The sequence below is a fragment of the Micromonospora sp. NBC_00330 genome (assembly GCF_036136635.1).
Classification (GTDB): Bacteria; Actinomycetota; Actinomycetes; order Mycobacteriales; family Micromonosporaceae; genus Micromonospora; species Micromonospora salmantinae.
In genome coordinates, this window is the sequence record NZ_CP108012.1 from 6224953 (window position 1) to 6251601 (window position 26649).

The window sequence follows — 26649 nt, forward strand, 5'->3', positions numbered from 1 at the left end:
TCGATAGCGGCCTCGGCGTACGCGCTGCTCCGATGCGCTGCCCGGGTCGACCGGTGGGCGTGCGGATGAGAGGCTGTCGGGGCGGAGGCGCCATGCTCGACCACCGTCATCCGCGACCCTTTCGACGGCGTTCGTCGGCGGCCACGGTCGACCCAGAGGCCGGCACCGTACGCGCCGATTCTCACGAGGAGATCCATGTTCATACCCGGGATGCGTCGGGCCGCTGTCGGCCTGACCGCGCTCGCGGTGGCCGCTTTCGGCGCGGTCGCCACCAACCCTGAGCAGGCCGACGCCGGGCCGAAGCCGGTCGACGTCACCCTGCTCGCCCTCAACGACTTCCACGGCAACCTCGAACCGCCGAGCGGGTCCAGCGGCACCATCGCCGGGCAGACCGCGGGTGGCGTCGAGTTCCTGTCCACCCACCTTGCCGAGCTGCGCGCCGCAGCCAAGAAGAAGAACACCATCACCGTCGCCGCCGGTGACCTGATCGGTGCGTCCCCGCTGCTCTCGGCCGCGTTCCACGACGAGCCGACCATCGAGGCGCTCAGCATGGCCGGGCTGGACTACGCCAGCGTGGGCAACCACGAGTTCGACGAAGGCGCCGCCGAGCTGCTGCGAATCCAGAACGGCGGCTGCCACCCGGTGGACGGCTGCATCGACGGCACCCCGTACCGGGGGGCCGGCTTCCAGTACCTGTCCGCGAACGCCTTCAAGACCGCTACCGGCAAGCCGCTGATGGCGCCGTACGCGATCCACAAGGTGCAGGGCGTCAAGGTCGGCTTCATCGGCATGACCCTCGAAGGCACCCCGCAGATCGTCAGCCAGCAGGGCGTCGCCGGCCTCAGCTTCGCCGACGAGGCGGACACCGCCAACCGGTACGCCCGCGAGCTGCGCCGCAAGGGCGTACAGGCGATCGTCGTCCTGCTGCACGAGGGTGGCACCCAGGCCGCGACCGCCGGGATCAACGACTGCGTCGGCATGACCGGCCCCATCGTGGACATCACCAACCGGATGGACCCGTCGATCGACGTGGTGGTCAGCGGTCACACCCACCAGGCGTACAACTGCGACATCAACGGCAAGCTGGTCACCAGCGCCAGCTCGTTCGGTCGCCTGGTCACCGACATCGACCTGAAGATCGATCGTCGGAGCGGGGACGTGGTCTCCGCCGCCGCGAACAACGTCGTGGTCACCCGCGACGTCGCCAAGGACCCGAGGCAGACCGCGCTGATCAACCGGTACAAGACCGTCCTCGGCCCGGTCGCCGGACGCCAGGTCGGCGTGACCAACGAGGCGATCACCCGGAGCCAGGAAACCCTCTTCGGTACGAGCCTGGGCGAATCGCCACTGGGCAACCTGATCGCCGACGCGCAACTCGCCGCCACCGACGACGAACAGAACGCCGTCGCCGCCTTCATGAACCCGGGCGGGGTCCGGGCCGACCTCGACGCCGGCCCGGTCACCTACGAGGAGGCGTTCACGGTGCAGCCGTTCGCCAACAACCTGGTGACACTGGACCTCACCGGCGCGCAGCTCTACTGCGTCCTGGAGCAGCAGTTCGTCACCGGCCGGACCCTGTACCCGTCGGCCACGGTGGGCTACGTGGTCGACCCGAACGGCACCACCGGTACGGTCGCCGACCCGTGCGCCGGCACCCGCGTGGTCCGGGGCAGCCTCACCCTCGGCGGCACCACCGTCGACACCGCCGCCACCTACCGGGTGACGGTGAACAACTTCCTCGCCGGCGGCGGCGACGGCTTCAGCGCCCTCACCGGCGGCACGAACCTGGTCACCGGCCAGATCGACCTGGACGCCTTCGTCGACTACCTGACCGCCCAGTCGCCGGTCTCCGCACCGACGGTGGACCGGATCCGCACCACCGCCGAGGTCCCCGCCGCCTGACGGCCGACCCCAGCGACATCGGGCCCCGGAGCACCAGCTCCGGGGCCCGACCCGTCCCAGACCCCACCTGTCCGCGTCTGCCCGCCCCGGTGCTCGCGCCTGCCCGCCCCGTGCTCGCGTCTGCCCGCCCCGTGCTCGCGTCTGCCCGCGCGTGCCCGTGCCTGCCCGCGCGTGCCCGTGCCTGCCCGCGCGTGCTCGCGTCTGCCCGCGCGTGCTCGCGTCTGCCCGCGCGTGCCCGTGCCTGCCCGCGCGTGCTCGCGTCTGCCCGCGCGTGCCCGTGCCTGCCCGCGCGTGCCCGTGCCTGCCCGTGCCTGCCCGCGCCCGTGCCCGTGCCTGGCCGCGCCCGTGCCCGTGCCTGGCCGCCTGGGCCTGCCTGCCCGTGCCGCCCGCGCTCACCCCGCCCGCGTTCATCCCGCCACGCTGGCGCCGCCCGCCCGCGCCTCTCTGGGCAAGATCGCGCTCGAACATGGATGTAGTGGCATCGGTGCGCGGGGAGGCCACTACATCCAGGATTGAGCGGGATCTTGGCCCGCTCCAAGATCAATGGCGACGTTGGTGAGGAAGATCCGAGCAACTTCCCGGATGTTGCTGTCTCCCGCGTGCCCAAGGCACCAACTTCCGGGAAGTTGCTCGGATCTTGGTGCGGGGTGCGGGGTGCGGGGTGCGGGGTGCGGGGTGCGGGGTGCGGGGTGCGGAGGGGATGTTCGAGGTCAGGCGGGGGCGGGAGCGGGGGTGGGGGATGCCGGGGTGGTCGTCGCGAGGCCGTCCTGCTCCGTGGTGAGCAGCCGGCGCAGGGAGAGCGCGACCAGCGAGGCGACCAGGCAGCCGCCGACCACCGTCGCCACCCAGACCATGCCGTTGGCGGCGCCGATCAGTGGGCCGGCGGTGACCGGGCCGATCACACCGCTGATTCCGAAGATCATCGAACTCATCGCGTTGTACCGGCCGCGTAGCTCGTCGGTGGCAAGCGCGTTTGTCAGTGCGGGCATCACCGGGGACAGCATCGTCTCGCCGAAACCGAAGATCGCCGAGCAGAGCACCACGCACAGGGCGGCCAGCACGGCGTTCTCAGCTTTGACCAGGCCGGCCGCGCCGAGGACCAGCCAGGCGGCGGCGAACACCGCCCCCACCACTGCCAACGCCCGGGTGCGGCTGCGCCCCTCGATGCGGCGGATAACCAGCAGCTGCGCGAGCACGATCATCACGGTGTTGGCAGCGAGTGCCCAGGCCACGACCCGGGGGTTCACCTCGGCCACCCGCACCGCGTACGCGGCGAAGCCCACCTCCACCTGCGCGTAGCCGCAGGTGGTGAGGATCAGCCCGAAGATCACCAGCCGCCGGAACGGGCGGTCGCGGAGCACCGTCAGGTAGCCACCGGACGACGGCTCGTCGACCCCTCGACGTTTGCCGAGCCGGTGGCCCACCCCGGGCAGGGTGAGCAGGATCAGCGCCGGCATCAGGTAGGTCACCGCGTCCAGCAGATAGATCGCCTGGAAGGTGCCGGGCCGGGCGGTGTCGACGATCGCGCCGGAGGTCATGCCGCCGATGCCGATGCCGAGGTTGAGCAGGGCGAAGTTCAACCCGAAGACGCGTTGCCGCTCATCGTCGTCGGTCAGCGACGCGAGGATGGTGTTCTGCCCGGACCAGATCGCCGAGCTGCCGACGGCGATCACCGTCATCACCAGCAGGGCCGAGCCCGTCGAGTGGACCAGCGCCAACGAGCCGGTGCCGATCGCCTCGATCAGCAGACAGGGCACCACCACCCGGCGGGCGCCGATCCGGTCGATCAACGTCCCGCCCAGCGGCGACAGAGCCAGGGTGACCACGCCGTACCAGCCGATGACGAGCCCGGCGCGGGTGTCGGTGAGCCCGCGTACGTCGGTCAGGTAGATGAACAGGAACGGCAGGGTCAGACCCCGCCCGATCGCCGACAGCAGAGTGCCGAGGAGGATCCGGCGAGCTTCCGAACGGCGGGGCAGGGCACGACGCAGCATGCCGGCATTCTGTTCGGTGGGTCTGACGCCGCGCGAACCGTTTTGGCCACGCCTCGCGGTCACCGGGACCAGCGGGTGACCAATCCCACGTTGATCCACTCGCCGTGATCGCGGCCGGTCGGTGTCCGCCGGGTCTGCGATGCTGGCGCGATGACCGGCACCTGGCGACATCTGCCCGCTACCGCCCGCGCCATCGCGTTGACCGCAACGACGGCCGTCGCCGCCGCCCAGGCACGCGACGGTCAGGCGTACGACGAGGCGGTCGGCGGTCTCGCCGCGGACGACCGTTCCGGCCTGGTGCTCGGCGCGGTGGTCCGGTTGCTGCTGGAGGAGAGCCATCCGGACGGCTTGACCGGCGACGACATCCGCCAGGTGTTGACCCGCTGCGTGCAGGAGTCGACGCGGTGGCGAACGGATGTCGACCCGCACGTGGTGCTCGTCCTGCTGGCCGGCGCGTTGGGTGTGTACGACCCCGAGAGCGACGAGTCACCGCCGGACGCGTCGGCGCTGGCCCGACACGCTCCGCTGCTCGTGGCAGACCTGTTGGCGGCGACCAGCGTGCCGTTGGACGACTACCTGGCCGCCGCGTTCGCGGAGATCGAGCGCACCGAGCGGCAGGACTGAGGTCGCGCACACCGAGCGGCAGGACTGACCGGCCCGCGCCACCTCGAACGGGGTGGCGCGGACGGACGTCAGGCCGGGCCGGGGCTCCGCTGCGCCACGACCTCCAGGTACTCCGCCGGGATGCGGACCGTGGCGTCGGTGGCGCGGTTGTGGGTGCGGGCCAGCTCCACCAGATCGGCGTGCAGGTCCGGGCGTCGCTCCTCGGGCAGTGCCTCGAACGCCTTCAACGTCGGCCCGTAGTTGACCCGGAAGAAGTCGGCGAACTCCTCCGGTGTGCCGAAGCGGAAGACGAACTCCCGGCGTACCGCCCGCAGTTCACCCACGGCCGCGCCGAGCAGTTCGCGGACCCGGCCCTCGTCGCCCCACTCGACCGGCGGGCGCAGCCCCGCCGGTGGCGGCACATGCCGCCCCACAGTGCGGAACAGATCGCCGATGAAGCCCTGCGGCGTCCACGACGCCAGCGCCACAGTGCCGCCGGGCCGGCAGACCCGGGCCAGCTCGGCCGCCGCCCGCTCCTGGTCCGGCGCGAACATCACCCCGACGACGGAGAGGACGGCGTCGAAGGACCCGTCGGCGTACGACAGGCGCTCCGCGTCGCCGGTCACGAACGTGACCGGAAGTCGTTCCGCAGCGGCGCGGGCCTGGCCGCGTTCCAACAGTTCGGGTACGTAGTCGACGCCGGTCACGACGCAGCCGCAGCGGGCGGCGGCGATGGCGGCGTTGCCGGACCCGGTCGCCACGTCGAGTACGCGGGCACCGGCCGACAGGTCGGCGGCGGTCACCAGGAGCTCGGAGATCGGATGGATGAGCGCGGCGACAGCGCCGTAGTCACCGCTGGCCCACGTCACCTGCTGGCGTGCCTTCACGGCGATGAGATCGGGTGCGATGGTCATTGGTGGTCTCCCTCGGACAGCGTGGTGTGCCACTGACGCTAGGGGCGACAGCCCCTCGGGGGATCGGTAGAAACACCTATACCAGCAGCTGAAGGCTGTTGGTGCGGTGTCCGAAAGGCGTCACCGTGCCGGACGCCATCACTCCTGGTCCCAGGTGTCGGTCTCGGTCGTCCGCCGGGCGCCCTGCTTGGCCACCTGACCGCTGGCAATCGTCCCGCCGGACGCGTCGAGCGCCTCCACGACAAGGCCCGCGGTCGGGCGGGGCACCTGTACGGTCGTCCCGGAGCCGCTGACGGCGCTTTTCGCCACCTCCTGCCCGTCGCGCAGGACGCGCACCGTGGTGGCGGCTGCCGGCGTCACCACGAGCAGGAGTTGCTGACCCTCGCTACCGCCGTCGTCATCGTCGATGGACACGGCCAGCACGCCGGCGGGATCGGTCGGATCTGCCGTCGTGGTGAAGGAGGTGCCGGTGCTGAGCACGCCATCGGACCGTGGCTGGTCGGGGGCGATCGACACCTCACCGACCCAGTCGCCGCCCACTGTGGGAGCAGCCAGGACGGTCACCTGGCCGTCCTCCAGGGACGGCTCGCCAGCGGCCGGCGTGTCGGCCAGGCCGGTCGGGAGGCCAGCGAGGTGCCCGCCCCACACCACGCGCGGAAGGGCGGTCAGGCGGTAGCCCTCCGACTGGCTCCACTGGTACACCAACTGCCGGGCACTTTGCTGCTCGACACTGCCGCGTACACGGGACATCGCCGTCGCGAGCTGAGCGTCGGTGATCGGCTTGGTAGCCAACGAACCCGGCCCGGGCGTTGTCTTGCGAGTCACCCCGCCGCAGTCGACCCGCCACCACTCGGGCCGGTGGGTCTTCGCGGTACGGACGAGGTAGGACCCGGTCGGCTCCGGGGCCCACCGGAAGGTGTCGCCTTCGGGCAGCGGTGAGCTGAGGAAGACGCAGCCGGCCGGGGCGATCGCCACGTGTGCCGCCTCGGCGTCGTCCACGGCCAGGCTCTCGTACGGTTGCAGAGCGTCGCTGACCGACCGGATGGCGGCGGTGCTGGCCACTTCCTGGGCGCTGGCACCCTTGTCGGCGACCAGCCACACCGCGGCGCTCGGCCAGCCGGTGACCGGATCGGGCTGGTCGCGGACGAAGGCGGCGAGCGCGACCCGGTGGTCGTCCACGTCGTCCGCGAAGAGAATCTTGACCCCGCTCACCGGCACCTTCAGGCGGGAGAATTCTCCCCGGCGTTGGGCGGCCAACAACTGTTCGGAGAGCTGACCCACGAAGCTGCTGTCCCCGGCGACGGCACCGCGCGGCGGCGACTGGAGGAGTCGGTCCGACCACGCCAGGACGGGTGCGATGGACTCGGTCGGGTCCGCCGGTAGTGGCTGCGTGGTCCGGCCCGGGCTGGCTATGGCGAAGGCCGTGCTTCCCACGGAGACCACGAGGGCCAGAACCAGCCCGCCGAGGCGTCGCTGCCGGCTTCGTCGGTATCGCGCCCTCGCTCGGCCGTACGGGTCTGGCTGCGGGGTCAGTGTCCTGCTCAACTCGGCCAGGGCCCGGCTCAGCTCATCGTCGACCGTCATGGTGTTACCCCCGTCATCTTCGTCGTCCCGGTCGGTGCTGGATCAGCTGACGCTGGTGGCGGAGTCGGAGACTGTGCCGACGGGGGTGCGTCCGGTGCCAGCGCCAGGCGCAGGCGAGCCAAGCCTCGTGATGCGCGACTCTTGACCGTTCCGACAGAGCAGCCCACAGCGGCAGCGACCTCCGCCTCCGGCAGATCGACCACGTACCGAAGCACGATCACGGCACGGGTACGAGGTGTCAGCTCCCGCATCGCCTCGTAGAGATCGCGCCGTTCGGTAACCGTCTCGGTCAGGTCCCGGGTGGGCCGCTCGGGGAAGAACGCCGTCACCACCTCGTGCATCCGGTGGCGGCGCCAGACGCTGATGTGCTGGTTGATCATGACGCGCCGCAGATAGGCCATCGGGTCGTCGACCCGCCGCCACCGACGCATCACCTTCACCAGCGCTGCCTGCACCAGATCCTCGGCATCCTGGGCCGAGCCGGTGAGGTGGTACGCCACGCGCAGGAGATCCATGTAGCGCGTCTCGACGAACTCCCGAAAATGCTCGTCGTCAGCTGCCATAAGCCCCCGCCTCGATTGGTTACCCCTCACGACTCCGTCGAGGGTCGAAAGGTTGAAGGCCGGCGGCAGACGGTGAAACTGCCGAGGGGCATCGAGGGTCGCCAGGTCGCGCTACGGGATGCGGTCGCCGTTGGGCACCTGGAGCCGCTGCGGACCGTAGATATGCCGGAGGGCACATCCATGAATCGGATGTGCCCTCTTGCCTCTGGTCGGGGTGGCCGGATTCGAACCGACGACCTCTTCGTCCCGAACGAAGCGCGCTACCAAGCTGCGCCACACCCCGAGGCGTGCCGACAAATAGTAGCCCACCCGCCTCGATGGTCAAACTCGGTACCCCCGCCGCCCCGGCCGGCGGGCGGCGCAGCGGTCAGCGCGGGATGAGGGTCAGGATGCTGGCCTCCGGGGGGCAGGCGAAGCGGATCGGGGCGGTCGGGTGGGTGCCGAGGCCGGCGGAGACGTGCAGCCAGGAGTCCGAGCCCGGCCACCGGTGCAGGCCGCGCGCCATCGAGCGGGGCAGGCCGCAGTTGGTCACCAGCGCCCCGAAGCCCGGTACGCAGACCTGACCACCGTGGGTGTGCCCGGCCAGCAGCAGCCCGAAGCCGTCCGCCGCCATCTGGTCGAGCACCCGTGGCTCGGGTGAGTGCGTCAGCGCGATCGAGAGATCCGCCGAGGACGACACCGCGCCGGCAACGGAGGGGTAGTCGTCCCGGCCGATGTGCGGGTCGTCGACGCCGACCAGGTCGAGCTGTCGACCGCCAGCCTTCAGCGTGGTCCGGGCGTTGTTGAGGTCCGCCCAGCCGGCGCCGGTGAAGACCTGACGCAACTCCTCGTACGGCAGGTCGACGCCCTCGGTGTACTCCCGGTCGGGCAGGAAGTAGGTGAAGGGGTTCTTCAGCACCGGCCCGGTGTAGTCGTTGGAGCCGAACACGAACGCGCCCGGGTAGTCCAGCAGTGGTTGCAGGGCCCGTAGCACCCCGGGCACCGCGCCAGGGTGCGCCATGTTGTCGCCGGTGACCACCACCAGGTCGGGGTCGAGGGCGGCCAGCGATGCCACCCAGCGCTGCTTGCGCGCCTGGTCGGGCATCATGTGCAGGTCCGACAGGTGCAGCACGCGCAGCGGCTCCGCGTCGGCCGGGAGCACCGGCACGTCGTACCGCCGCAGGGTGAACATGTTGCGCTCGACGAGCGACGCGTACGCGAGGGTGGCCGCGCCGATCGTGGCGGTTCCGGCGGCGAGCCGGAATAGTGTGCGCTTTCGCATGGCGTTCAGGGTAGTTTGACCGTCCATGAGCACGCTGAAGGACCGCCTCACTGCCGACATGCGTTCCGCGCTCAAGGCGCGCGACGAGCTGACCACCTCCACCCTGCGGATGGCCCTGGCCGCCGTCGGCACCGCCGAGGTCGCCGGCAAGGCCAAGCGCGAGCTCACCGATGACGAGGTGCTCGCGGTGCTGACCAAGGAAGCCAAGAAGCGTCGGGAGGCGGCCACCGCATTCGCCGACGCCGGGCGCGCCGAGCAGGCCGCGAAGGAGAGCGCCGAGGGTGAGGTGTTGGACCGCTACCTGCCCAAGCAGCTCTCGGACGCCGAGCTGACCGAGCTGGTGTCGGGGGCGCTCGCCGCTGGCGGCTTCACCGGAAAGGCCCAGATGGGCCCGGCGATGAAGGCGGCCCAGGCTGCGGTGGCGGGCCAGGCCGAGGGTGGTCGGGTGGCTGCCGAGGTACGCCGACAGCTGGGTCTCTGACCCGGGACTGTCAGCGGGGCGGCACGACGTGTCGTAGCCGCCCGCCGGTCCGGACAGACGAAACGGGCGGGCACCCGAGGAGGGTGCCCGCCCGTTGTGTCCTACTCGTCGGCTCAGCCGCCGGGGCGACCACCGGGTCGGCCCCCGGGCTGGCCGCCCGGAGTCCCGTCGGTGTTGCCCGGCGTGCCGCCGCCGCTGCTGACCTCGATGGTGACCACACCACCCTTGATCGTGCGTCCGTCCGGGCTGGTGCCGGCCGCGTCGCCCGCCTTGCAGGAGGACGGCACCTTCGCGCTGGAGACGACCGGCTCGAAGCCGGCGCCCTTCAGCCGCGTCTTCGCCTGCTCCACCGGAATGCACTTCACGTCGGGGATGCTGCGCTGGTCACCCTGGGAGATCTTCTGACCCGGCGCCTCGAAGTCGACCTTCGGCTTGCCCTTCATGGCGTCCCGCAGCGTCTCCCAGACCGGCGGGTTGATGCCGTCCTTCTCCGCGTGCTTCATCTTCACGTTGGTCTGCGGCCAGTCCGGGTCGGCCATGATGCCGGCGACGGCGTACTGCTTGGTCATCGCGACCAGCGCGGCGGTCTTCTCGGAGTCGGTGGTGCCGGACTTGCCGGCCACCGGGTAACCGACGTCGCCGCGGACGTTTCCGGCGGTCGCCCCCGAGCAGCGGGAGGACGACGACTTGTCACCGACCGGGCACCGGGCCGCGTCCACAGCGGCGCGGGCCACCTCGGTGCTGAACCGCTTCTCGCAGCGCGGGTTGGCGATGTCCAGCTTGTTGCCCTCCGGGTCGCGGATCTCCTGCACCGGGATCGGTTCGCAGTACTTGCCGTCCGCCGCCAGGGTGGCGTAGGCGTTGGCCAGATCCAGCGGGGTGGTCTGCGAGACGCCCAGGGTGAAGGCGCCCCACTGGTGCGCGCCCTTCTCCAGGTCCAGGTCTTCCTCGGACCGGAAGTTGATGCCCAGCCGCTTGGCCGCCTTGACCACGTTCTCGGCGCCGACCTGCTGTTGCAGCGGCACGAAGTACGTGTTCACCGAGCGGCCGAACGCGCTCCACATGTTGTGGACGCCGGCCATGCTCTCGGTCGAGTTGGTGGGGCAGTAGAAGTTGGTCCCCGGGCAGGCTGCCGGACCGGGTCGGATGATGTATTCCGACTTGAACTGCTTCGGCGCGTTGATGGTGTGGCTGAGCGGGATGCCCTTCTCCAGCGCCGCGACGATGGTGAACATCTTGAACGTCGACCCGGCCTGGTAGCCGGTGATGCCGTCACCGCCGGTGAGCAGCGGGTTGACAGTCGCCGGGTAGTTGCCCCGAATCTTCTTCTTGCTCTTCGCGGGATCGCTGGAGATCTTGTTCTTCGGGTTCTTCGGGTCGTCGAGCTTGAACTGCCGGTTGACAGCGAGCGCGCGTACCCGGCCGGTGCCCGGCTCGACCACCGCGACCATTGCCGCTTCCTTGCTGTTCACGCTCTTGGCCTTACGGACCGCCTTGTCCGCGGCGCGCTGCGCCTGGACGTCGATCGTGGTCACGACGTTGTAGCCGCCGCTCTTCAGCCGCCGCTCCCGGTCGTACCTGGTCGAGCCGAACGTCTCCTGATCCATCCACCAGCGGTAGAAGTAGTCGCAGAAGAAGCCCCACTCGTTGACGTTGGCGGCGACGCAGCCGTTCGGGGTGCGCTTGTCCTTCACGACCAGCTTGGTCGCCTTGGCGACGTCCGCCTCCTGCTGGGTGATGGCCTTGATGTCGACCATGTTCTGGATGACGTAGTCGCGCCGGTCCTTGGCGAGCGGGTAACCCGCCTCGGTGGTCGGGTCGTTCGTCGTCGGCGCCTTGACCATGCCGGCCAGCAACGCCGCTTCCTCGATCTTCAGCTTGCTCGGCGGCTTACCGAAGTAGACCTGGCTGGCGGCGTAGATGCCGTACGCGCCGTTGCCGAACGAGGCCAGGTTGAGGTAGCGGGTGAGGATCTCGTCCTTGGAGAATTCCTTGTCGACCTGGAGGGCCAGGCGCATCTCGCGCAGCTTGCGGGCGCTGGTGTCCTCGGTCGCCGCGACGACGTCCGCCGGGTGGGTGGCCGAGTAGGCGATGGCCAGCCGGACGTACTGCATGGTCAGCGTCGATGCGCCCTGCCGGCCGGAGCCTTCGCTCTGGTTGTTGACGAACGCGCGGGCGACACCGTTGATGTCGACGCCGTTGTGCTTGTAGAACTCATGGTCCTCGGCCGCGATGATGGCCTTCTGCATGAACGGCGAGATGTCGGCGAGCTTGACGTCCCGTCGGTTCTCGTCGTACATCGTCGCGAGCGGTGTCTTGCCGTCCGATGCCAGCAGGTAGCTGATCTGTGGCGCGCGGGCCACCGTCAGCTCCGTGGGCAGGGCACCGAATGTCTCGGCGCCGGCCTTCGCGGCCAAGCCGGACATCGCTACCGCGGGGAAGGCCGCCGCAGCGACCACCACACCGGCCAGCAGGCCACACACGGCTAGCGATGCGGCGTTGGTCAGCACATTGTGGTCACGTTTCCGCATCCAGGTCACCTCGGCATGGTACGCGAGTAGGGGACGAGGGGCGCTGGGGCGTTCTTTCCCCATTTCCTGCGCGCGCTGCCCTCGTTGTGCTAAACGCACGACCCCCGGTACTTGGTTGCGTGTGACCTGGCGTGAGTCTCCTCCGATTCAGTGAGGCGGCGCAGCGTTATCGCTGACCTCGGCGGGGTAACCGGCGGTCGAAGGCCCGGGAAGCCGGGAGTGTCCGGAATGATGGATTTCGCCGACAACGTTGCGTAATCAGTCGACTACAGAGCATGATGGGGGCGGCGACAGCGCCACATGTCGTCCGCGCCGCCTTGGGGAAGGCAGGCCGGGCGATCGGGGGGAATTGCCGGCTGACGTGCATCGACGAGGTCGGTAGGCACTGCAAGGGGGGACGTGTACACATGGGCATGATCACTGACTGGCCGTCACTGGCGGCATGTCAGAACGGGGACCCGGACGCGTTGTTCGTACAGGGCGCCGAACAGAACGTGGCGAAGCGGATCTGCCGGAGCTGCCCAGTTCGGTACGAGTGCCTGGCCGACGCGCTGGACAACCGGATCGAGTTCGGTGTGTGGGGCGGCATGACCGAACGCGAACGGCGGGCGCTCCTGCGTCGTCACCCCCAGGTGACGAGCTGGCGCAAGATGTTCGAGGCCGCGATGAAGAAGAACAGCAAGGACAAGGCCGGCAAGGACAAGATTCTCGTCAGCGCGGCCAACTGACGCCGGTCACGGCCGGCTGATAGCCGCGCCGATCGTCCGTAGCCCGTCGACGTCGTGCACGTCGGCGGGCTGCGCCGTGACCGAAACCGCCGGCACGGCCGGGAACGCCTCGGTGAAGCGCGCGGCGACCTGCTGCTCGCGTACCGCCTGGCGAGCCAGCGCCGCGTGCGCCCGCAGCACGTCGGCGGTGGCCTGATGCCCACCCAGCTGGGTCAGCCGCTCGGCGGCGACCCGGCTCTGCTCGGCGTCCAGCTCCGGGACCGCCGGACGGTGCACCCGGTTGAGCACCAGGCCGGCCAGCGGCATCCGCTCGTCCCGCAGCCGCCCCGCGAAGTAGGCGGCCTCCCGGACCGCGTCCGGCTCTGGCGTCGCGACCAGCAGAAAGGCCGTCTCCCGCGCCTGCAGGATGCGGTACGTCTGCTCGGCGCGCTGCCGGAAACCACCGAACATCGAATCCAGTGCCGCCACGAAGCCGGACAGGTCGGTGAGCAGCTGCGCGCCGAGCACCTTCTGCACCACCTTCGAGAACATCCCGAACGAGGCCGTGACCAGGCTGAACATGCTCCGCCCGCCGCTGCGCGCCGGGGCCAGCAGCAGTCGCAGCATCCGACCGTCGAGGAAGCGGGAGAGCCGAGCCGGCGCATCCAGGAAGTCCAGTGCCGAGCGGGACGGTGGAGTGTCCACCACGATCAGGTCCCACTCGCCCCGGGCGTGCAACTGACCAAGCTTCTCCATGGCCATGTATTCCTGCGTGCCCGCGAAGGTCGAGCTCATCGCCTGGTAGAACGGGTTCGCGAAGATCTCCGCGGCCTTCGTCGGGTCGGTGTGCTGCAACACCACGTCGTCGAAGGTGCGCTTCATGTCCAGCATCATGGCGTGCAACTCGCCGCCGCTGCTCTCGACGTCGATCCCCTTGACCTGGCGAGGGGTGTTGTCCAGCTCGGTCAGGCCCAGCGACTGGGCCAGCCGGCGGGCCGGGTCGATGGTGAGCACCACAGTGCGCCGGCCGTGGTGCTCGGCGGCCCGCAGCGCCAGCGCCGCGGCCGTGGTCGTCTTTCCCACTCCGCCGGCACCGCAGCACACGACGATCCGCACGCCGGGGTCGGCGAGGATCTGGTCGACGTCCAGCTGCGGCGCCGCGTCTTCGGAAGGCACCAATCGAGCGTATCGGGCCGGTGGGGTCCGCGCGCCCGTGCTGCGCTCAGGTGTGAGTCATTCGGCGCGGACGAGGGCCTGGGCCAGCGTCGCGAGCCCTGCCCGATCAACCCCGTCGGGCAGCAACGGCAGCTCGACCATCGGCAGCCCCAACTCCACCAGGTCGGCGCGGAGCGAATCTTCCAATTCGCGCCGGATGAGCTGGTCACGCGCCTCATCGTGCAACCCGGCCACGATGTCCCGATCGGCCGGCAGCCCGGCGGCGACCAGCCCGCGCTTCAACTCGGCGGCGGTGACCGCCGCTCCGGCGGGCAGCGGGGGTCGGACTCCGTTGACGAGTACCTTCCCGACGCCGAAGCCGAGGGCGGTCAGGTCGGCGATCGCGTCGACCGTCTCCTGGATCGGCATCTCCTCCAGCAGCGTGACCACGTGCACAGCGGTCATCGGGGACCGCAGCAACGCGGCGACCCCCTCGCTCTGGGTCTTGATCGGGCCCACCTTGGCCAGCCGGGCGGTCTCCGCCGTCACGTTGAGGAATCGGCCGATCCGCCCGGTCGGCGGGGCGTCCAGCACCACCGCGTCGTATGCGCGCCGCTGCCCGGTGGTGCGGGTGGTGGCCTCCTTCACCTTGCCGGTGAGCAGGACGTCCCGCAGGCCGGGCGCGATGGTGGTGGCGAAGTCGATGGCGCCGAGCTTGCGCAGTGCCCGGCCCGCCGCGCCCAGTTTGTAGAACATGTCCAGGTACTCGAGCAGCGCCTCCTCGGCGTCCACAGCGAGCGCGCGCACCTCACCGCCGTCCGGCGCGTCGGCGAGGTGCCGCTCCTCGTAGGGCAGCGGCTCGATGCCGAACAGTTGGGCGATGCCCTGCCGCCCCTCGACCTCGACAAGCAGGGTGCGCCGCCCGCCGGCGGCGAGCGCGAGGGCCAGCGCCGCCGCCACGCTGGTCTTACCGGTGCCGCCCTTGCCGGTCACCACGTGGAGACGGGCGGGCCACCCGGTACCGGCCGGGTCGATCGGACGCTCAGCTGCACACACCCGTCGAGCCTATCCAGGCTGGGCGGTCAGGCGACCTCGCAGACCCACCAACCCGTCTTCTGCACCACGGTGAAGCGCAACTCCTGGTCGGCCACCTTCTCGTCGGCGGTGGTCATGGTGAGCCGGGTGGAGACGGTGGCCCGTTCCCCGGTCTGGTTGTCCACCTTCGGGGTGGTCCACCGGAAGCGCGGGTTCTGGTAGGTGGAGGCGTACTTCTCCACCTCGGCCACCTTCGCGGCGATCTTGTCGTCGTCGCGGGAAGCGGCGCAGACGCGACCGGCCGCCTTCGTCGCGTCGCGATCCTTGTAGACAGCGGTGAGGAACTCGTCGACGGCGACCGCCGGCTCCTTGGCGCCCTCGCCGGTCTCGACATCGCGCAGGGTCAGGAAGGCCACCGCGCCACCTCCGACGCAGAGCACCATGATCACGACCAGTGCGATCGCCGCGATCAGCAGACCGCGCTTCTTCTTCGGCCCGGCCGTGCCCTGGTAGGGCGGATAGGCCGGCGGGGCCGCGGGGATCGCCGAGGAGTTCGGGGCCCCCGGCGGCGTCGGTGCGGCGGCCGAGGTGGGGCCGCCAGGCCCTTCCGGCTGCCCGGCGCCGCCGGGCAGCCCCGGGAAGCCCGGTTGGCTGGGGCCGCTGGGCTGCCCCGGGAAGGCCGGCTGCCCGGTGCCGCTGGACTGGCCGGGGAAGGCCGCCTGGCTGGGGCCGCTGGACTGGCCGGGGAAGGCCGGTGAGGTGGGGCGGGCGGGGAGTGCCGGCTGGGCGGGGGAGGCGGGGAGAGCGAGCTGCCCGGGCGGCGGAGCGGGGGTCGGCTGGCTGGGGATGGTCGGCGTGCCGGGCTGACCGGCGGGATCCGGGTGGGCCGGCGGGTGAGCGGGTGTGCCGGCCTGGTCGCCGCTGGGCGGGTGGGTCATGTCGTTCCCCCAGGGGTGCGGCGCCCGCCGCCACCCCTGGCGCCGAGCGTGATCGAGCGGGCGGCCGGGCGCTGCGCGACCGTCCGACCGGAAGGGTAGCGGTCGATGACCGGATCGGTGTCGCCCCTGCCTTTCGAGCGGTCCACCGATCCGGTGAGCGGTACCCGCGCCGATTTCGGTGTCGGGCCCCCGACCTGCGGAGTGTCGCATATGTGACTGTTGGTGACCTCTTGTGCGCGTCCTGTTGGCGGGACCGCGGCCGCAGACCTACCTTCGTCCCGGTGCGGGGGCCGGAACGGACGAACGGGTCCGGGCCGGAAGCATGGTCCGAGAGGTACGACCGGAGGCAGTGCATGCGCGACGCGGACAACATCCCTCGCACCCAGTTCCCGACGAACGACCGGCCCCGCCGGCTCGGGTCCGTGGTCGAGGCCGGCGGGCAGGTCACCAACCAGCCGATCAACGAACGGTCGTACCGCCGGATGCCGGAGCAGACGGAGACGGCCCGGGTGCCGAGCCAGCCCGCCGAGCGGACCCGCGAGGACGACGAGCCGGGCTTCGTCATCCACCTGCCGATCCGGGTGCCGAATCTGGCGGCGGCGACCGTGCTGGCCGGCCGGGTCGCGGTGTCCCTGGGCTTCCTGCCCGAGTTGGACGCCGGCGAGACCACCGTCTCCAACGCCGACGATCAGAACAACCGGCACCGGGTCTTCTGTGACCTGCTGCTGCCCGACCGGTCCCGCTGCCCGCAGGGGTACGAGCACGAAGGGCGCTGCGGGGAGCTGCCGGCCGCGCCGGAGCAGCGTCCCGTACCTCGTCCGGCCAGCGGACCGTAGGCTGTCCCTCGAACAATTCCGCACCGAGAGGGAGCCCTTCAGCGATGCAGAAGTGGGAATACTCCACGGTCCCGCTGCTGGTCCACGCGACCAAGCAGATCCTCGACAACTGGGGCGAGGACGGGTGGGAACTCGTCGCCGTGGTCCCCGGCCCGAACCCGGACCAGCTGGTCGCCTACCTGAAGCGGCCCAAGGCGTGAGCAACGGTCCGCACGCGAAGCTCGCCGAGCTGGGTCTCGACCTGCCCGACGTCGTGCCGCCGGTGGCCAGTTACGTCCCGGCCGTGCAGTCCGGGCAGCACGTGTACGTTTCCGGCCAGTTGCCGATGGCCGAGGGCAAGTTGCTGGCGACCGGCAAGGTCGGCGCCGGGATCTCCGCCGAGCAGGCGAAGGATCTGGCCCAGCGGTGCGCGCTCAACGCGCTGGCCGCTGTCGACTCGCTGGTCGGCCTGGAGAACGTGGTGAAGGTGGTCAAGGTGACCGGCTTCGTGGCCTCCGCGCCCGGCTTCACCGGTCAGCCCGCCGTGATCAACGGTGCCTCGGATCTCTTCGGCACCGTCTTCGGGGAGGCCGGCCGGCACGCGCGCAGCGCGGTGGGCGTGGCCGAGTTGCCCCTGGACGCTCCGGTGGAGATCGAGCTGATCGTCGAGGTCGCCTGACGCGTCCCCATCGCCCCGCGATCTTGCACTTTCTGCTCTGACGAAAGCCCTGAACCGGGATGAATCAGGGACCGCAAGTGCAAGATCGTGGGGTGTGGCGGGCGGGGTCGTACGATCGCAGCCATGAGCGGGCACGTGACGGGGGCGGTAGCGGCGCTTGCCGACGAGTTGCCCCGCTGGGTTTCACTGCTGCGTGCGCCGAACCCGGGACCGATGACCCTCGACGGCACCAACACCTGGGTGCTGCGCGCCCCGGCGGCCGAGTCCGGCATCGTGGTCGACCCGGGGCCGGCGGACGAGGGGCACCTGACCCGAATCGCCGAGCACGGCCCGGTCGGGCTGATCCTGATCACCCACGGCCACCCCGACCACACTGAGGGCGCGGCCCGGCTGAGTGAGCTGCTCGGCGGCGTGCACGTGCTCGCCGCCGCCCCGGCGCACACCATCGGCGGCGAGCCGCTGACCGAGCCGGGCGAGCACTTCGGCGGCTTCGGTCTGCACATCAGTCTGTTGCAGACGCCAGGGCACACCGCCGACTCGGTCTGCTTCCTGGTCGAGCACGGCGACGAGCGGGTGGTGCTCACCGGTGACACCATCCTCGGCCGGGGCACCACCGTGGTCGCCCACCCCGACGGGCACCTCGGTGACTACCTGAGCAGCCTGGAGCTGCTGTCCGCGTACCGGGGGATCCCGGCGCTGCCCGGACACGGCCCGGCGCTGGCCGACTGCGCCGCCGCCGCCGACTTCTACCTCGCCCACCGCCGGGCCAGGCTCGACCAGGTCCGGGCGGCGGTCGCCGCCGGCGCCCACACCCCCGCCGACGTGGTGGCGACGGTCTACGCGGACGTGGACCGCTCACTCTGGTGGGCGGCCGAATGGTCGGTCCGGGCCCAGTTGGAGTATCTGGGCGTCGACACCGGGGAATCCGCGCCCGGGGTCAGTGGGTTGGAGCACATGTGACCTGCCCCGTGTGTGGAACCGTTGCCGTTCCCGGCGCGCGGTTCTGCCACAACTGTGGCGCCGCGCTGCCGGCCGCCGCCACGTTGCCGGCGGCCGAGCGCCGGGTGGTCACCGTGCTCTTCGGTGACCTCTCCGAGTTCACCTCCTGGTCGGAGGATCTCGACCCGGAACGCGTCGGCGCTGTCACCGACCGGGTGCTCGCCGCCCTCGCCGGTGCGGTGAAGACGTTCGGCGGGCACGTCGACAAGCTGACCGGTGACGGCATCATGGCGGTCTTCGGCGCCCCGGTGGCGCACGAGGACGACGCCGAACGTGCCGTCCGGGCCGCCCTGTCCATGCAACGGGCCGTCCGCCGGGTGCTCGACGACGAGCGGGGTGGCGGCGCGCCGCTCGGGCTGCGGGTCGGGCTGAACACCGGCGACGTCATCGCGGGCATCCAGGCCGCTATCGAATACACGGTCATCGGCGACACGGTGAACACCGCGGCCCGGCTCGCCGACGCCGCCGCCGTCGGGGCCGTGTACGCCGGTGGACGCACCGCCGCCGCCACCAGACACGTCTCCTCCTGGCGGGCGCTGCGCCCGCTGCGGCTCAAGGGCAAGCGTGAGCCGGTCGAGGCGTACGAACTGCTGGGTCTGCTGGACGCGCCGGGCACCCGTTCGGGGCTCGGCGACGAGGCGCCGTACGTCGGCCGGGAGACGGAGATCGGTCGGGTCGCCGGCCGGCTCGCCGAGGTGATCGACCAGGGCGACCCACGGGTGCTGCTGATGACCGCCGAGGCGGGCATCGGCAAGTCCCGGTTCGCCGCCGAGGTGGAGCGCCTCGCCGCCGGGTACGACGTCGGTGCCGGCCGGTACGCGGCGCACACCGGTGCCCGGGTGCTCTCGGTGCGCTGTGCCGCGTTCGGGGAGCGGCGACGGCTCGCGCCCCTGGCCGACCTGGTGCGGGCCGCCGTCGGTCTGCCCAGCGACGCGTCCACCGCGTTGACCCGCCCGGCGGTCGAGGAGCGGCTGCGCCGGCTCGGGCAGCGGCTCGCCCGCTCCGGTGCGGAGACACCGCCGATCGCCACGGAGCAGCTCCTGGCCCTGCTCGGCTACGCCGAACTCCCGGCGCACGGTGGCAGCGACAGCGGCGAGTGGGGCGGATCGGGCACTCCGGCCGCGGACGCCGAGGTGGTGCCGAACGCCGTTGCCGACCTGCTCAGCGGGCTCGCCTCGGAGGCGCCGCTGGTGATCGTCGTGGACGACCTGCACGACGCCACCGCCGAGACGATCAAAGCCCTCGGGTTGACCCTGTCCAAGCTCACCGGCCCGGTGCTGGTGCTGCTACTCGGACGCCCCGAGTTGGTACGTACCGCTGGCGCGCTGACCCGGGTCGCGGACGCCGAGGTGCACTCGCTGCCGCCGCTGCGCGGTGCCGACGCGGCCCGGCTGCTCACGACCTACCTCGGCGGCGGCAAGCTGCCGCAGGCCGACACCGACCGGTTGCTCGCCACCGCGCAGGGCAATCCGTTCTACCTGGCTGAGCTGGTCACCCTGCTTATCGAACGGGGTGCGCTCACCACCGAATCAGTGCGCGGCGCCGCCTCGACGCGGGGTGCCGCGGGGGATCGGTCCGGCGAGCGGGAGCAGAGCGGGTCGACCGGCTGGCGGCTGGTACCGGGCTCGCTGGGTAGCCGGCTGCTCTCCCGGGACCTCGCCGCCGTGCTCGCGGCCCGGATCGACGCGTTGCCGCCGGACGCCCGGTCGGTGCTGCGCGACGCCGCGGTCACCGGTGACACGGTGCCGACCGGCGCGCTGGAGGCGATGCGGGAGCAGCGCGGCGGTCGCGACGGTCGTCCGTCGGCAGTGGTCGCCGTCGAGCTCGACCGGGCGGTCGAGGAGTTGCTGCAACGCCGCATGCTGCACCGCTCGCGTGCCGGCTACTCGTTCGCCACACCGCTCATGCGGGAGGCCGCGTACGCCGGGGTGAGCAAGGCCGAGTTGGCCGAGCGACACGCGGCGCTGGCCCGCTGGGCGGCACCGGTGGACGAGACCACGGCCAGCACCGTGGGCGGGTTCACCGACGAGGCCCGGGACGACTTCGTGGCGACGCACGTCGAGCGGGCCGCCAGGCTCGCCGACGCGGTGAAGCTGCGCCCGGACGCGCCGGCCCGAGCGGTGGTTCCGCTCGGCGTGGCCGCGCTCGGCCGGGCCGCCCGCCGGTCACTCTCCGCCGGTGAGCCGGCAATGGCCGTCGAGTACGCCGAGCGCGCCACCGAACTGGCCCGCGACGGGGTGCCGGCAGCCGATCGGGTGGTGCACGCGCGGGCGTTGCTCCAGGTCGGCCGGGTCTCCGACGCGTTGGCGTACGCCGAGAAGATCGCCGCGAACGCGGGGGACGAGGTCACCCGGGTCAGCGCCCTGCTGTTGGCGGGGCAGGCCCAGGAGACCCTCGGCGATCAGGGCCGGGCGGTGACCGCCTGGCAGGAGGCGTTGCAGGTGGCCACCGAGGGTCGGCTGCCCACGCAGCGCGCCACGGCGATGCGCCGGCTCGGCATGGCCGACTTCGTGGCGGGGCGGCTGAGTCAGGCGAGCAGCCGGTTGGCGGCCGCGTACCAGGTCAGCCTCGGTGCGCAGGACCGACGCGGGCAGGCGTGGTCACTACAGAACCTGGCCTGGGTGACCACCACCCGGGGTGACTTCGCCGGGACCGACGCGGTGCTCGGCCGGGCCGCCCGGCTCTTCGCCGAGCTGAAGGACCCGTACGGGCGGGCCTGGCTGCGCGGCACCACGGCGTTCGCCCGGCTGCTCGCCGGCCGACTGCGCGAGGCGTGTCGGATGGCGCAGGTGTTCCTGCCGTTCGGCGAGCGGGTCGGTGAGGCGTGGGCGGTGGGCACGTTGCGCGCGGTGGCGGCGTTCGCCACGGCCGAGCTGGGTGACCTGGCCGAGGCGGACCGGGAGGCCCGGCGGGCGTACCGGGAGTTCGCCGCCGCGTCCGACGACTGGGGCCGTGGGTTCGCCCTGGTGGTCCGGGCGGTGGTGGCGCGCGGCCTGGGCGAGCCGGAGCACGCGGCGGACCTGCTCACCGACGCCCTGGCGTACGCGGAGCGCACCTCGCATCCGCTGCTCACCGGGATGGCCGGCACACTGCGCGGCTTCGTCGCGTTGGACATGGGCGACTGCGAGACGGCCGAGCGGGTGGCCCGCGCGGTGCTGACCGCCGTGGAGCCGCACAACCCGCAGGCCCCGGCGCAGGTGGCGCCCCGGGTGCTGCTGGCGACGGCCCGTCTCGCCGCCGGCGACTCGGCGACCGCTGTCGGGCTGCTGGCCCCGGTGGCCACGGCCGCCGCGAACGCACCGTCGCTGCTCTTCTCCCGCCGTCAGACGATGGCCCAGTACGCTGCGGCGCTGCTCGCTCACGGTCAGCGGGAGCAGGCGTTGGACTGGGCCCAGCGGGCGGTCACCGCACCGGCCGAGGATGTGCGCAGCCAGGTGATCGCGGCGAGTGTGCTGGCCGAGGCGTTGGCCGCCTGCGGGCGTCCGGCGGAGGCGCTGTCCTGCGCGCAGGAGGCGGTCCGCCTGGCGTACGCCACCGAGCAGCGCAGCGAACGAGCCGCGGCCGACGCTCTCCACACCCGCCTGACCGCCCTGGTCTGACCCTCTCACCCACCGCTGTTGATCAAGGGGTTCGCGTCAGGATCCGAGTCCCGGGTGACCGAAAGCTCTTGATCAACGCGGCCCGGGGGTGGGGTGCAGGTTTTGCCGGTTTTGGGGATGTGGTGGATGGGGGGAGCGGCTAGCGTGTCACCACTGCGTACGGGTCCACAGTGGTGACCGTCGCCGTGCCTGGGGAGGCCCTTCATGAAGCTGCCGCGATCCATCGCGGGCTGGACCATCGCGGTCTTCGGCGTGTTGGCGCTGGTGATGGGCGCGGTTGGGCTGCTCTGGCCGGAGGCGCAGCTGCGCATGCTCGGGTTCGAGGTGCCGGCGACGCGGGCCGTCGGTGATCACACCGGGACGTTCCTGCTGGCGTCCTCGATGGCGGCCTTCAACATGGGCGTCTACTACCTGCTCGCCACGGTGACGGAGTGGCGGGTGTTCTACCGGTTCACTGTGGTCTTCCGGCTGGTGACGTTCACCGTGTTCACCATCGCGGTGCTGGCCGACATCGCTCCCGACCGGTTCTTCGGGGTGGCGGCGTGGGAAGGGCTGGGCGCCGTGGCCACCGCCATCGGTCTGCGTCTGGACGCCCGCCGGGGCATCCCGGCCGGTGGGGTCGGATCGTCCGAGGGTGCCGGGACGACTGCGGTCGCCGAGGAGGGTACCGGTCCCACCGGTGCGGCTCCGGCGGACGCGGTGCGCTGAGCCATCGGTCGGGTTGGGTATTTTCGAGCGGTGACCGACACCCCGACCGGCGGCCTGCCAGTGCCGATCGTGCCCGGCCTGACTGATTTGCGGGTCTTTGCCCGGGGCGGGTACGCGACCGTCTACCAGGCCACCCAGATCTCCGTGGGTCGCGAGGTCGCCGTCAAAGTGGAGAACCGGACGCTGGACAGCGAGCGCGATCAGGCCCGCTTCCTGCGCGAGGCGCGGGCGGCCGGCCGGATGTCGTCCCACCCGCACGTGGTGGACCTCTTCGACGTGGGGGTCACAGTCGATCAGCACCCCTACCTGATCATGGAACTCTGCGACGGCTCGTACGCCGAACGGATGCGCACCTCGCCGCTCGGCCCGGTGGAGGCCCGCGACCTCGGCATCAAGATCGCGGACGCGTTGGCCCACTCGCACGCCGCCGGGGTGCTGCACCGCGACGTGAAACCGGCGAACATCCTCTACTCGCACTTCAACTCGGCGGTGCTCGCCGACTTCGGGCTCGCCGTCCTCGCCGAGCACCGGGACGCCTCGGTCACCCTGGAGGTGCTCACCCCGGCGTACGCGCCGCCGGAGATGTTCAGTCACAGCCCGCCGTCGCCGGCCGTCGACGTGTACGCGCTCTGCGCCACCCTCTACGCGGTGATGCACGGCCGGCCGCCGCGCTGGCAGTCCGAGCGCAACCCGAGCCTGGTCACCGTGCTGGAGATGTTCAACCAGCCGCTCCCCGCCCTGCCCGGGGTGCCGGACGAGCTGATCGACGTGCTGCGCGTCGGCATGGCCAACGATCCGGGCGAGCGTCCCTCCGCCCTGGAGTTGCACGACCTGCTCACCAACCTGCCACTCGGCTCGCCGGCGACACCGGTCAGCGGCGCTCCGGTCAGCGGTGCCGCGACGCTCTCCGGCCCGTACGCGGCCAGCCAGCCGGTGCCCCGACCGCCCATCGAGGACACTCAGCGAACCGATCCCGCCGGTCGGCGGTGGCGGCGCTGGCTCTTCGGCGGCGCCGGGGTGCTCGCGCTCGCCGCCTCCGCGACCGCCGGGGCCTGGGTCGCCGACCGGGCCCCACCAACCACCCCGTACCCGTCGGCCACCCAGATCGCCGCACCGGCTACCGGGCCGTTGCCCGGCTGCGCGACCGGAACCGGTGCGCCCACAGCCCTGCCCGAGGGTGCCCGATGCCTGCCCGAGCTGGAGTGCTTCGGCCCGATGCGGATCCGCGGTAGCCGCGCCGAGGCGGCTCGGCTGTCCTGCGCCGGCCGACACACCTGGGAGACGTACGCCGAGGGCATCCTCCCGGTGTCGCTGGTCGGCGCGGACTACGACGAGGTGGCCGCCGCCGAGCCGGTGCGGCAGGTGTGCAGCGCCATGACGTTCCGGTTGACCACCGGGATCGCCGAGGCGACCGGCTGGCACCTGGAGGTGCTACCGCCGGTCGACGGGAGCATCGACCGGACCTACCGGTGTCTGGCGGGGCGCGGTGTGGACGCGCTCTCCGCACCCACGCTCACCGGCCGCTGAGCCCGTTCGACCCGCGTCGACGGTCACGCACCGCACGCAACGCGTCCCGGGGGTCCATGGCGTCGAGAGTGTCCGCGTCGATGCCGTACGGCATCAGCTCGGGCGGCCCGACGACTGCCGACCGGTCCGCCGGCTCCGGATCGTCGACCTGGCGGGCGGCGGAGACCGCGACCCCGGCGACCATCGTCATCAGCACGCAGAGCAGCGCGAGAACCACGCCGAGGAGGTCCTGTCGGCGCCACACGACCAGCATGACCAGCGGCGCAAGGGCTCCCAGCGCCGCGAGCACCGCCACCGTGCGCGCATCGGGTCTGGACAATCGGCTCACCCGTCCAGCATGTCGCGACGAGGCCGGCTGTCAACCGCAGAGCCGACCGCCGCGCCGATCGACGTCGATCCGAGCCGTCCACTCGACATGGTCCACCGCGCCCACACGGATTGGACAAGAACGGCTACTCTCGGTGTTCCGCAGGCCCTTCCGGTAGCGAGGTCGCCCATGAACTCACGCAGTTCGCAGTCCCGGCTCCGCTCGATCGCGTCGACGCTGGCGGTCGCTCTCACTCTCGTGCTCGCCGCCGCGGCCGGTTGCGACAGCCGGAAGGAACCGGAGCTGCCCTCCGTGCAGGAGAAGATGCGCGAGACACACATCTACGGTCAGTCGAAGCTGCGGATCGGTGTCGCCACGAACGAGCCGCTGATGGGTGAGTTGCGAAACGGCCAGCACGTCGGGTTCGACGTCGAGATCGCCCGGTACGTCGCGGCCTCCCTCGGCTACGAGGGGGAACAGCGGCTGGAGTTCGTGTCGGTCGCCACCGAGGACCGCATCCCGTCGCTCCAGGGCGGCACCGTCGACCTGGTCGTGTCCAGCTTCTCCATGACGGAAGACCGTGAGCAACTGGTCAGCTTCGCCGGGCCGTACTTCGTCACCACGCAGGAGGTGATGGTGCCGGTCCGACTCAAGGACAAGATCCGCACCATCGAGGATCTGCGCGACCCGGCGTACAAGGTCTGCACCAGCGGCGGCTCCACCACCGAGGCCGAGTTGGAGAAGCACCAGGTCAAGACGTTCGTGGTCAAGGACGTCGGCGACTGCGTCGATGGCATCCGCAAGGGCCGGTACGACGCGGTCAGCTCCGACGAGTCGATCCTCGCCGGTTTCCTGGCCAGCTTCCCCAAGGAGTTCGAGATCGTGGACATGCCGTTCGGCACCAGCGAGTTGCTGGGCATCGGCGTGCCGATCGGTGATCCCGCGCTGCGCGACCTGGTCGCGTTCTTCCTACAGAAGAGCTACGTGCAGGGCCGCGACGGGGATGCCAGCCCCTGGCAGACCGCGTACAACCGGACCCTGGGCCCCTGGCTGAAGGCCGAGAAGCGCCAGCCGCAGCCGCTGGAGGTGCCGAAGCTCGTCGACTTCGACGACAAGGCACCAGCGAAGTGAGCGCGGCACCGACCGCCACCAGCGGCGACGGGCCGGTCCCGCCGCCCCGCACGTCAGTGCCCGACGTAGACGCCGCGCCGGCAATCGACGGTACGGCCGCAGCATCGCCGGCGGTCGACCGTCCAGCGGCCGGCGCGGGAGGTGACGTTGCCTGGCCGGCCGGAGTGCCGGTCGCCGCACCGGCCGAGCCGATCGTCGCCGACGTCGAGCCGGGGCGGGTCCGCTGGGATCCGGCGGAGCGGCGCGCCCGCGCCAGCCAGTCGTTCTGGACGGCCGTGGTGGGCGTGCCGGCGATCTTCTCGGTGCTCCGCCTCGGCGTCGAGGCCGGCGGGGAGCTCCAGACCACGCTGCTGCTGGTGGCCAACGTCGGGACGGTCAACCTGCTCGCCGGTTTCCTGACCACTGCGGCCCGGCTGCTCTCCACCGGGCTGGTCGCCATCTTCGCGCTCGGCGCGGTACTGGCCGTCAGCGCGGATCGTCTTCCGCCGGGCACCCGTCGCCGCCCGCTCTTCGCCCGCTGGGCCGACATCACACCGGCCTGGGTGGTGCTGGCCAGCTTCCTGCTCGCTCTGATCACCTGGCCGTTGCTCTATCTGCCGTTGTTGTTGCCGGCGTTCGTGGCCGCGTTCCAACTGCGCCCGGCGCGGCTGCACGAGCTGATCGTGCCTCGGCTGCTGCTGATCGGCGCGCTGCTCGCCGGGTACGGCTGGCTGATGCTGCCCACGATGCGCGACGCGATGCGGCAGGGCGACGAGTGGCTGGTGCTGGCGCTCATCGTGGTGCCCCCACTGTTGGCGCTGTTCATCGCGGGACCGCTGCCGGGCATGGTGATCCGGCCCCTGGCGTCGGTGACCGAGGTGGCGGTGCTGGCCACCCTGATCTGGGCCGCGGTGCCGGTGATCACCACACCGGTGTTGCCGCTGACCGTCACCACAGTGGGCCCGGAGAGTGGGCCCACCGAGGACGTACGCGGGCACGTGGTCACCACCGACGACGTCAACATGGTGATCCTTCAGGAAAAGGGCGGCGTCCGGTACGTCCCGGTCGGTCTGGTCCGCGCCCAGGTGCTCTGCCCGAGCGAGGAGGAGCTGCCCCGCCACCAACTGCGCATTCACGACTTCCACGTCGAGGATTCGCTGTTGGAGGGCATGGGCCGTCGGGTCCGCCCGGTACACCGCATCGACGCCGCCTGCCGCACCCCAGCCTGACGCCCAAC

At 71.5% G+C, this 26649-nt stretch carries 23 protein-coding genes and 1 tRNA gene; 13 read left to right on the forward strand and 11 right to left on the reverse strand.

All coding sequences use genetic code 11. From position 1 onward, the window contains the following. Positions 1-195 precede the first annotated feature (195 nt). On the forward strand, positions 196-1902 hold the full coding sequence (locus OG598_RS28355; RefSeq protein ID WP_328651806.1) for a bifunctional metallophosphatase/5'-nucleotidase: 1707 nt from the start codon (positions 196-198) through the stop codon (positions 1900-1902). Between the two features lie 710 nt (positions 1903-2612). On the opposite strand, the gene OG598_RS28360 is transcribed toward OG598_RS28355, so the two are convergent. Continuing rightward, on the reverse strand, positions 2613-3896 hold the full coding sequence (locus OG598_RS28360; RefSeq protein WP_328651807.1) for an MFS transporter: 1284 nt from the start codon (positions 3894-3896) through the stop codon (positions 2613-2615). Between the two features lie 150 nt (positions 3897-4046). Here OG598_RS28360 and OG598_RS28365 point away from each other — a divergent pair, with 150 nt between their 5' ends. After that, positions 4047-4520, forward strand: a complete 474-nt coding sequence (locus tag OG598_RS28365; RefSeq protein ID WP_328651808.1) for a hypothetical protein — start codon at positions 4047-4049, stop codon at positions 4518-4520. A gap of 68 nt (positions 4521-4588) precedes the next feature. Here OG598_RS28365 and OG598_RS28370 read toward each other — a convergent pair whose 3' ends face one another. The 5 genes from OG598_RS28370 to OG598_RS28390 all read right to left on the reverse strand — a co-directional run bounded on the left by OG598_RS28370 (position 4589) and on the right by OG598_RS28390 (position 8821). After that, complete coding sequence (locus tag OG598_RS28370) at positions 4589-5413, reverse strand: class I SAM-dependent methyltransferase (protein ID WP_328651809.1); 825 nt, start codon at positions 5411-5413, stop codon at positions 4589-4591. Between the two features lie 138 nt (positions 5414-5551). Next, a complete protein-coding gene (locus OG598_RS28375; RefSeq protein ID WP_328651810.1) occupies positions 5552-6997 on the reverse strand; it encodes a hypothetical protein in 1446 nt (481 codons plus the stop codon). Continuing rightward, positions 6994-7560, reverse strand: a complete 567-nt coding sequence (locus OG598_RS28380; protein ID WP_328651811.1) for a SigE family RNA polymerase sigma factor — start codon at positions 7558-7560, stop codon at positions 6994-6996. Before OG598_RS28380 ends, OG598_RS28375 begins: the two co-directional genes overlap by 4 nt. Before the next feature lie 206 nt (positions 7561-7766). Beyond that, positions 7767-7843 (reverse strand) — tRNA-Pro (locus tag OG598_RS28385). A gap of 84 nt (positions 7844-7927) precedes the next feature. Continuing rightward, positions 7928-8821: a metallophosphoesterase gene (locus tag OG598_RS28390; protein WP_328651812.1), complete on the reverse strand. Its 894-nt coding sequence runs from the start codon at positions 8819-8821 to the stop codon at positions 7928-7930. 25 nt (positions 8822-8846) lie between these two features. Here OG598_RS28390 and OG598_RS28395 point away from each other — a divergent pair, with 25 nt between their 5' ends. Further along, a complete protein-coding gene (locus OG598_RS28395; protein ID WP_030328082.1) occupies positions 8847-9302 on the forward strand; it encodes a GatB/YqeY domain-containing protein in 456 nt (151 codons plus the stop codon). Positions 9303-9415: 113 nt separating this feature from the next. Here the strand turns inward: OG598_RS28395 and OG598_RS28400 are convergent, their stop codons facing one another. Next, the gene (locus OG598_RS28400) at positions 9416-11833 is read right to left on the reverse strand and encodes a penicillin-binding protein (RefSeq protein WP_328651813.1); all 2418 of its coding nucleotides are present in this window, start codon (positions 11831-11833) and stop codon (positions 9416-9418) included. Between the two features lie 407 nt (positions 11834-12240). Between OG598_RS28400 and OG598_RS28405 the strand changes: the two genes are divergently transcribed. Beyond that, positions 12241-12561: a WhiB family transcriptional regulator gene (locus OG598_RS28405; RefSeq protein ID WP_030328078.1), complete on the forward strand. Its 321-nt coding sequence runs from the start codon at positions 12241-12243 to the stop codon at positions 12559-12561. 6 nt (positions 12562-12567) lie between these two features. Here the strand turns inward: OG598_RS28405 and OG598_RS28410 are convergent, their stop codons facing one another. Genes OG598_RS28410 through OG598_RS28420 form a run of 3 tightly spaced genes read right to left on the reverse strand, consistent with a single transcriptional unit; the run spans position 12568 to position 15362 of the window. Further along, entirely contained in the window at positions 12568-13719 is a 1152-nt protein-coding gene (locus OG598_RS28410) for an ArsA family ATPase (RefSeq protein ID WP_328651814.1), read from the reverse strand. Positions 13720-13773: 54 nt separating this feature from the next. Continuing rightward, positions 13774-14751, reverse strand: coding sequence for an ArsA-related P-loop ATPase (locus tag OG598_RS28415; protein ID WP_328651815.1), 978 nt, complete (start codon positions 14749-14751; stop codon positions 13774-13776). A gap of 26 nt (positions 14752-14777) precedes the next feature. Next, the gene (locus tag OG598_RS28420; RefSeq protein WP_328655462.1) at positions 14778-15362 is read right to left on the reverse strand and encodes an Rv0361 family membrane protein; all 585 of its coding nucleotides are present in this window, start codon (positions 15360-15362) and stop codon (positions 14778-14780) included. 659 nt (positions 15363-16021) lie between these two features. Here OG598_RS28420 and OG598_RS28425 point away from each other — a divergent pair. The 7 genes from OG598_RS28425 to OG598_RS28455 all read left to right on the forward strand — a co-directional run bounded on the left by OG598_RS28425 (position 16022) and on the right by OG598_RS28455 (position 23995). Continuing rightward, complete coding sequence (locus tag OG598_RS28425) at positions 16022-16504, forward strand: hypothetical protein (protein WP_328651816.1); 483 nt, start codon at positions 16022-16024, stop codon at positions 16502-16504. A 44-nt stretch (positions 16505-16548) separates the two neighbouring features. Then, the gene (locus tag OG598_RS28430) at positions 16549-16704 is read left to right on the forward strand and encodes a DUF4177 domain-containing protein (protein ID WP_007466198.1); all 156 of its coding nucleotides are present in this window, start codon (positions 16549-16551) and stop codon (positions 16702-16704) included. After that, the gene (locus OG598_RS28435; RefSeq protein WP_328651817.1) at positions 16701-17162 is read left to right on the forward strand and encodes a RidA family protein; all 462 of its coding nucleotides are present in this window, start codon (positions 16701-16703) and stop codon (positions 17160-17162) included. The genes OG598_RS28430 and OG598_RS28435 overlap by 4 nt, the downstream gene beginning before the upstream one ends. A 123-nt stretch (positions 17163-17285) precedes the next feature. Continuing rightward, complete coding sequence (locus OG598_RS28440) at positions 17286-18122, forward strand: MBL fold metallo-hydrolase (RefSeq protein WP_328651818.1); 837 nt, start codon at positions 17286-17288, stop codon at positions 18120-18122. Further along, positions 18119-21760: an adenylate/guanylate cyclase domain-containing protein gene (locus tag OG598_RS28445; RefSeq protein WP_328651819.1), complete on the forward strand. Its 3642-nt coding sequence runs from the start codon at positions 18119-18121 to the stop codon at positions 21758-21760. The genes OG598_RS28440 and OG598_RS28445 overlap by 4 nt, the downstream gene beginning before the upstream one ends. A gap of 204 nt (positions 21761-21964) precedes the next feature. After that, complete coding sequence (locus OG598_RS28450; RefSeq protein WP_328651820.1) at positions 21965-22468, forward strand: hypothetical protein; 504 nt, start codon at positions 21965-21967, stop codon at positions 22466-22468. A gap of 30 nt (positions 22469-22498) precedes the next feature. Continuing rightward, positions 22499-23995, forward strand: a complete 1497-nt coding sequence (locus tag OG598_RS28455; protein ID WP_328651821.1) for a serine/threonine-protein kinase — start codon at positions 22499-22501, stop codon at positions 23993-23995. Here OG598_RS28455 and OG598_RS28460 read toward each other — a convergent pair. Further along, on the reverse strand, positions 23982-24323 hold the full coding sequence (locus OG598_RS28460; protein WP_328651822.1) for a hypothetical protein: 342 nt from the start codon (positions 24321-24323) through the stop codon (positions 23982-23984). The genes OG598_RS28455 and OG598_RS28460 overlap by 14 nt on opposite strands. 168 nt (positions 24324-24491) lie before the next feature. Between OG598_RS28460 and OG598_RS28465 the strand changes: the two genes are divergently transcribed. Beyond that, positions 24492-25433 carry a transporter substrate-binding domain-containing protein gene (locus OG598_RS28465; RefSeq protein ID WP_328651823.1) on the forward strand — a complete coding sequence of 314 codons (942 nt, stop codon included), beginning with the start codon at positions 24492-24494 and terminating at the stop codon, positions 25431-25433. After that, entirely contained in the window at positions 25430-26641 is a 1212-nt protein-coding gene (locus OG598_RS28470) for a hypothetical protein (RefSeq protein ID WP_328651824.1), read from the forward strand. Before OG598_RS28465 ends, OG598_RS28470 begins: the two co-directional genes overlap by 4 nt. The last annotated feature ends 8 nt before the right edge of the window (positions 26642-26649 follow it).